Source organism: Micromonospora sp. BL4, assembly GCF_003667505.1.
GTDB lineage: Bacteria > Actinomycetota > Actinomycetes > Mycobacteriales > Micromonosporaceae > Micromonospora.
The window spans coordinates 1-6,138 of record NZ_RCVJ01000157.1 but is presented as its reverse complement, the minus strand read 5'-3'; the positions used below and the strand labels follow the sequence as shown (position 1 = coordinate 6,138).

Annotated in this window: 5 protein-coding genes; 3 read left to right on the top strand and 2 right to left on the bottom strand. The window is 74.6% G+C overall.

Annotated features, from left to right (window positions below):
• Positions 1 to 1,590 precede the first annotated feature (1,590 nt).
• Both EAD89_RS31105 and EAD89_RS21155 read left to right on the top strand, forming a co-directional pair.
• The gene (locus EAD89_RS31105; RefSeq protein ID WP_121652205.1) at positions 1,591 to 2,964 is read left to right on the top strand and encodes a WG repeat-containing protein; all 1,374 of its coding nucleotides are present in this window, start codon (positions 1,591 to 1,593) and stop codon (positions 2,962 to 2,964) included.
• A gap of 44 nt (positions 2,965 to 3,008) precedes the next feature.
• Complete coding sequence (locus EAD89_RS21155) at positions 3,009 to 4,007, top strand: aldo/keto reductase family protein (protein ID WP_121652206.1); 999 nt, start codon at positions 3,009 to 3,011, stop codon at positions 4,005 to 4,007.
• Positions 4,008 to 4,125: 118 nt separating this feature from the next.
• Here EAD89_RS21155 and EAD89_RS21150 read toward each other — a convergent pair whose 3' ends face one another.
• Together EAD89_RS21150 and EAD89_RS21145 are read right to left on the bottom strand one after the other, a co-directional pair.
• On the bottom strand, positions 4,126 to 4,923 hold the full coding sequence (locus tag EAD89_RS21150; protein ID WP_121652207.1) for a site-2 protease family protein: 798 nt from the start codon (positions 4,921 to 4,923) through the stop codon (positions 4,126 to 4,128).
• Entirely contained in the window at positions 4,923 to 5,123 is a 201-nt protein-coding gene (locus tag EAD89_RS21145) for a hypothetical protein (RefSeq protein ID WP_121652208.1), read from the bottom strand. Before EAD89_RS21145 ends, EAD89_RS21150 begins: the two co-directional genes overlap by 1 nt.
• Before the next feature lie 143 nt (positions 5,124 to 5,266).
• Between EAD89_RS21145 and EAD89_RS21140 the strand changes: the two genes are divergently transcribed.
• The coding region (locus EAD89_RS21140) for a serine/threonine-protein kinase (protein WP_147458845.1) at positions 5,267 to 6,138 on the top strand (872 nt) is incomplete at its 3' end.

Here is a 6,138-nt window from a genome sequence, read left to right as displayed (position 1 = left end):
GTGTCGGCGGCTCCGGTCTCACCGGCGGCCGACGTACCCGTCTCGGGTCCGCCGGCCGCCCGGCTCCGGCTGGAGTTCCTGCCGGCGCCGGTGGACCCGCCGCTGTCCGACGAACACCCGGACCCGCCGGTGTCCCCCGAGCGCCGGACGCCGGCCGAGCCGACACCGCCGGAGCAGCCGGCCCCGACGGCGGGCGCGCGCCCGCCGGCCGCGCCGCCGCCCGCCTGGCAGGCCCCGGATTCCCCGTCGGTCCCGCCACCCCCGGCTCGGACGTCCACGGCACCGACATCCCCGGCTCCGACACCCACGGCGGACGCCGAGCCGGCGATTCCCCTGGCACCCGGCATGCCGCGCCGCTACGTACCCCCACCGCCGTCGGAAGCGCCGGTAGCGCCCATCCCCGAGCCGGTCGAGACTCCGGTCACCCGGGGACCGGCCGCCTGGTTCAACCCTGCTCAGGAGGTGGAGTCCGACCAGGACGAACCGGAGACGGACCGGCAGCCGACCGAGGCCACCGACGACCGGTCGACCGCCGCTGGCGAGGCCAGTTCCTCCGTGCCGACCGGAGCGGAGTCCGACCCGTCGACGCCCGGTGCCGAGCCGGCCGCCGATGGCCGGACGACCGAGCCGCATGCCACGGTCGAGCCCGCTGTCGTGGCGCTGGCCCCCACGTCCCAGGCCCGGCCGGTCTCCGCACCGCCCGCGCAACCGGTCTCCGCACCGCCGGCCGAACCGGTCACCGGCGACCGCGATGCCTGGGCCGACGACGTGGTCACCGATCCTCACCCTGCGGTCGGGTCGACACGCATGGACACCCTCGGCCCGGTGTCCGCACCGCCGGCCCACCCGGTGTCCGCACCGCCGGCCTACCCGGTGTCCGAGACCGACCTCGACGTCTCCGGATCCCGCGACGCGCCGGCCTACGACGAACCGGACAGCTGGACGGCCGATCGCCTCGACGAGCCGGAGACACCGGACTGGCCGACATCGGCGCCGCCGGTATCGGCACCGCCGGCATCGGCCGACGCCCACCAGCCGATCGCGGCGCCGCTGGAGCGGCCGGTCTCCGCGGGGCCCGCACGGGACAGCGGCCCGGCCGAGCGCGACCCGGTGGACGAGGTGCGCTTCGCGCCGGACGAGCCACCACTGGACGCGCTGGACGATCGGAGCACCGGCGAACCACAGGCCGACGACGTGTCCAGCGCTGACCTGTCGGCCCGACCTACGCCGTCCGACGACCCGAACCAGCTCGTCACGCCGGAGCTCGCTGAGCCGGAGCCCGCTGAGCCGGACCCGGCCGCGCCGGTCTCAGCCGCGCCAATCTCAGCCACGCCAATCTCAGCCCCGCCGGTCTCAGCCGCGCCAATCTCAGCCCCGCCGGTCTCAGCCCCGCCGGTCTCAGCCCCGCCGGTCTCAGCTTTGCCAGTCTCAGCCCCGCCGGTCTCGGCCCCGCCGGTCTCGGCCCCGCCGGTCTCGGCCCCGCCAGTCTCGGCCCCGCCCGCAGCGCCGATCTCCGCACCGCCCGTCTCCGCGCCGCCGGCCGCAGCCGTTCCCGGGCCGCGGAGCGGACCACCCGGGGAGAGCGCACCGGTGTCCGCGCCACCCGCCTCTGCGCCGCCATCCGCCGCGCCGCCCGTCTCTGCGCCGCCGGCGGCCCGTCGGCCGCTGGCCGAGCAGGGCGACCCGGAGCAGGTCCTCGCGGCGTACCGGTGGCGGCTGGACCCGGTCACCCTTCGGGAAGAGCTGACCGAGCCGGACGACATGCGGGCGATCCGGCGGCGGCTGACCGAGAAGTTGGGCTCGGCCATCGACAACCGGGCCCGGGCGCGGCTGCTCAGCCTGCGGGCGGTGACCTCCCGCATCCTGGGCGAACTGGACGACGCGCTGGCCGACGGCAGGCTCGCCCTCACCTACGCCGAGGCCACCGGCGAGCTGCGCCGGACCGCGCTGGCCCAGGCCCGGCTGGCCCACGTGCTGCGCTGGCGCGGCGACTTCGCCGAGGCCGACCAGCTCTTCGCCAAAGCCAACTCGGTCGAGCTGCCCGACCGGCTGCGGGCCGCCCTGCACGAGCACGCCGGGCGCTCCTGTCACGATCAGGGCCGGCTGATGGAGGCCTGCCACCACTTCGAGCAGGCCCTCGACCTGCGCGGCGCCGGCGACGCCGAACTGCTGGACCGGATCCGGGTTGCCCTCGACGCGGTCGCCACCCGGGCCGCGGCGGACGGCTTCGGGCCGTACCCCCGGGGTCGGGACGAGGTGCTCGACCGCGACCGGCCCCCGATGCCGGGCCGGGACGGACCGCTGTGGGGGTACACCGACCCGGAGGGTGACCTCGTCATCCCCGCCCGCTACGCCGAGGCGCAGCCGTTCCACGACGGGTTGGCCTGGGTCCGCCGGCCGGACACCGACCGGTGGTCGCTGATCAACCTGCTCGGTACGACGGTGATCCCTCCGACCTACCGCGCGGCGCGCCCGTTCAGCGACGGCCTCGCCTGGGTGGTCACGGACGGCGGCTGGACGGCGATCGACGCGACCGGCGAGGTGCAGGTGCGACCCAATTTCGCCGAGGTGCGCCCGTTCCGCCGCGGCGTGGCCGCCGTGCGGCGCGAGGGTTGGGGTGCGGTCGACCGGACCGGCCGGATCGTGGTGCCCACCCGCTACCACGGCTTCGCCACCGAACTGGCCGACGGGCAGCAGATCGACGGGTTCACCGACGAGGGCCTCGCCGTGGTCGACGTCGGCGGCCGGCGGGGCGTGGTGGACCGCAACGGCACACCGCTGGTGCCCCCGGCGCACCCCATGCTGGTCATCCACCCGGTGGCGTTCCTGGTCGGCGACGCCACCGGACGCTGGGGCGCGCTGGACCGGCGGGGCGAGCCGCTCATCGATCCGGTGCACCGCGACCGCGCCGCGGTGCTGGCCGAGATCGACCGGTTGCTCACCGACGCCAACCCCGTGCTCTGACCGGCGGTTCGGCGACTCCGAACCGGCGGGGCTAGGGTCGTGGCATGGAATTCCGACACCTGGGCCGTTCCGGCCTGTTGGTCAGCGAGATCTCGTACGGCAACTGGATCACCCACGGCTCGCAGGTCGAGGAGGACGCCGCGTTCGCCTGCGTGCGGGCCGCCCTCGACGCGGGGATCACCACCTTCGACACCGCCGACGTGTACGCCGGCACCCGGGCCGAGGACGTGCTCGGCCGGGCGCTGCAGAACGAGCGTCGCGAGGGCCTGGAGATCTTCACCAAGGTCTACTGGCCCACCGGTCCCGGTCGCAACGACCGCGGCCTGTCCCGCAAGCACATCATGGAGTCGATCAACGGCTCGCTGCGCCGGCTGCGCACCGACTACGTGGACCTCTACCAGGCCCACCGGTACGACCACAGCACGCCGCTGGAAGAGACGATGGAGGCGTTCGCCGACGTCGTGCACTCCGGCAAGGCGCACTACATCGGCGTCTCCGAGTGGTCCGCGGAGCAGCTGCGTGCCGCCCACCCGCTCGCCCGGGAGCTGCACATCCCGCTGGTCTCCAACCAGCCTCAGTACTCGATGCTCTGGCGGGTCATCGAGGCCGAGGTCGTGCCGGCCAGCGAGGAGCTGGGCATCGGGCAGATCGTCTGGTCGCCGATGGCGCAGGGCGTGCTGTCCGGCAAGTACCTGCCGGGGCAGCCGCCGCCGGCCGGTTCCCGCGCCACCGACGAGAAGTCGGGCGCGGGCTTCATCTCCCGGTTCATGAACGACGACGTGCTGACCCGGGTTCAGCAGCTCAAGCCCCTCGCGGAGCAGGCCGGGCTGAGCATGGCCCAGCTCGCGGTGGCCTGGGTGTTGCAGAACCCGAACGTGTCGTCGGCGATCATCGGCGCGTCCCGCCCGGAGCAGGTGCACGACAACGTCAAGGCGGCCGGGGTGAAGCTCGACGCCGAGCTGCTCAAGGCCATCGACGAGATCGTCGAGCCGGTCACCGAGCGGGACCCGGCGAAGACCGAGTCCCCCGCCCAGCGTCCCTGACGCCGGCCCCGGTCCGGTCCGCGCGGGTTCGCGCGCCGACCGGACCGGGTCGGCCCGGTCGGCTCCGCCGGAAGCCGGTCAGCTCCGCCAGAAGCCGGTCAGCTCCGCCAGAAGCCGGTCAGCTCCGCCAGAAGCGGATCAGGTCGAGGCCGGTGGCGTAGAGCCACGAGGGCAGGCCGAGCAGATCCCCGACCGCGAAGACGGCGTCGAAGAACCAGCCGCCGATGCGCGGGTTCCACAGCAGCGCGAAGAGCAGCAGGAAGCCGTACGGGGCGAACAGGTCGTACATCCGGCGCCACTGCGGGTTGAGCCACGGCTGGATCATGTTGCCGCCGTCCAGACCGGGGACCGGCAGCAGGTTGAGCACGCTCGCGGTGAGCTGGAGGAAGGCCAGCAACGCCACTCCGGCCCAGAACTCCACCGGGCCGCCCGCCTCGATGCCGATCCGCAACGCCGCCACCAGCACCAGCGTGAACAGCACGTTGGTCGCCGGGCCGGCGAGGCTGACCAGGGTGTGCCGCAAGCGGCCCGGGATGGCGTGCCGGTCCACCCACACCGCGCCGCCGGGCAGGCCGATGCCGCCGAGCAGCACGACCACCACCGGCAGCACGATCGACAGCAGCGGGTGGGTGTATTTCAACGGGTTGAGCGTCAGGTAGCCGCGGTGGGCGATGTCCCGGTCGCCGGCCCGGAAGGCCACCACCGCGTGCGCGTACTCGTGCAGGCAGAGCGAGACCAGCCACCCGGAGACCACGAAGACGAACACGTCGAACCGGACGCTGCCGTACCCGTTCCAGGCCAGCACCCCGCTGACCGCGAAGAGCGCGACCAGGCCGAGGAAGACCGGGCTGGGCCGGAACGCCGCCCTGGGCACGCCGAGCACCAGCCGCTCCCCGCCCGGCCGGTCGTACCCCATCACTCGGCCGTGGGCAGCAGGCTCATCCGGTACTCCACGCGGTCGTCCTCCACGAGCGCGACCGAGGTGACGCCGGACGCCGCGAGCTCCCGCCAGGACTGACCGATCCAGGATTCGGCGTCGGCCTGGCTGCCGAACGACTCCGCCGGTCCCTCGACCGTCTGGCCGTCCGTGCCCTCGTACCGCCAGCTCCACGCCATGCCGCGTCTCCCCTCGCCGCTGAAGTCCCCGTGGGACGAACCCTCGCCAGCGTAGTCGGCCCGACCCGGAACGGCCCCTCGCTCGCCCCGGCCGCGACCCACGGGCTGATCAACCCATCAACGTCGGCCGGTACGGTGGCTCGGTGCTGACACGGGGAGTGCTGCTCGGGGACCGGTACCGGCTGGACGAGCGGGTGGCGACGGGCGGGATGGGCGCGGTCTGGCGCGGCACCGACGTGCTGCTGGAACGCGAGGTGGCGGTGAAGGTGCTGCTGCCGTCGCTGGTCGCCGACCCGGAGTTCACCGCGCGGTTCCGGGCCGAGGCGCAGATGCTGGCGGCGCTGCGGCACCCCGGCGTGGTCGCGGTGCACGACGTCGGGCAGGCCACGCTCGCCGACGGCGGCCGGGTCGACTACCTGGTGATGGAGTACGTCGAGGGCGAGCCGTTGTCGGCCCGGGTACGCGCGGCGGGCCGGCTGGACGCGGCCACCACCATGTCGGTGCTCGCGCAGGCCGCGGAGGCGCTGCACACCGCTCACCTCGCCGGCATCGTGCACCGGGACGTGAAGCCGGGCAACCTGCTGCTCAAGGCGGACGGCAGGGTGGTGCTGGTCGACTTCGGCATCGCCCGGTCCCGCAGCATGGCCGGGCTCACCGCCGCGAACATGGTGCTCGGCACCGCCTCGTACATGTCCCCCGAGCAGGCCACCGGGCAGCCGGTGTCCCCCGCCACCGACGTCTACGCGCTGGGCGCGGTGGCGTACTTCTGCCTCGCCGGGCAGCCGCCGTTCGACGGTGACAACCCGCTCGCGGTGGCGCTGCGGCACGCCCAGGACGAACCGGCGCCGCTGCCGTCGGACGCCCCACCGGCGGTGGTGGCGGTCGTCACGCGGGCGTTGGCCAAGCGGCCGGCGGATCGGTTCGCCAGCGCCGCCGAGCTGGCCGGCGCTGCCGCCGACGCCCGCGACGCGACCCTGGCGAGCCTCCCGCCGGCGGCCCGCCCGCCGTGGGCGGT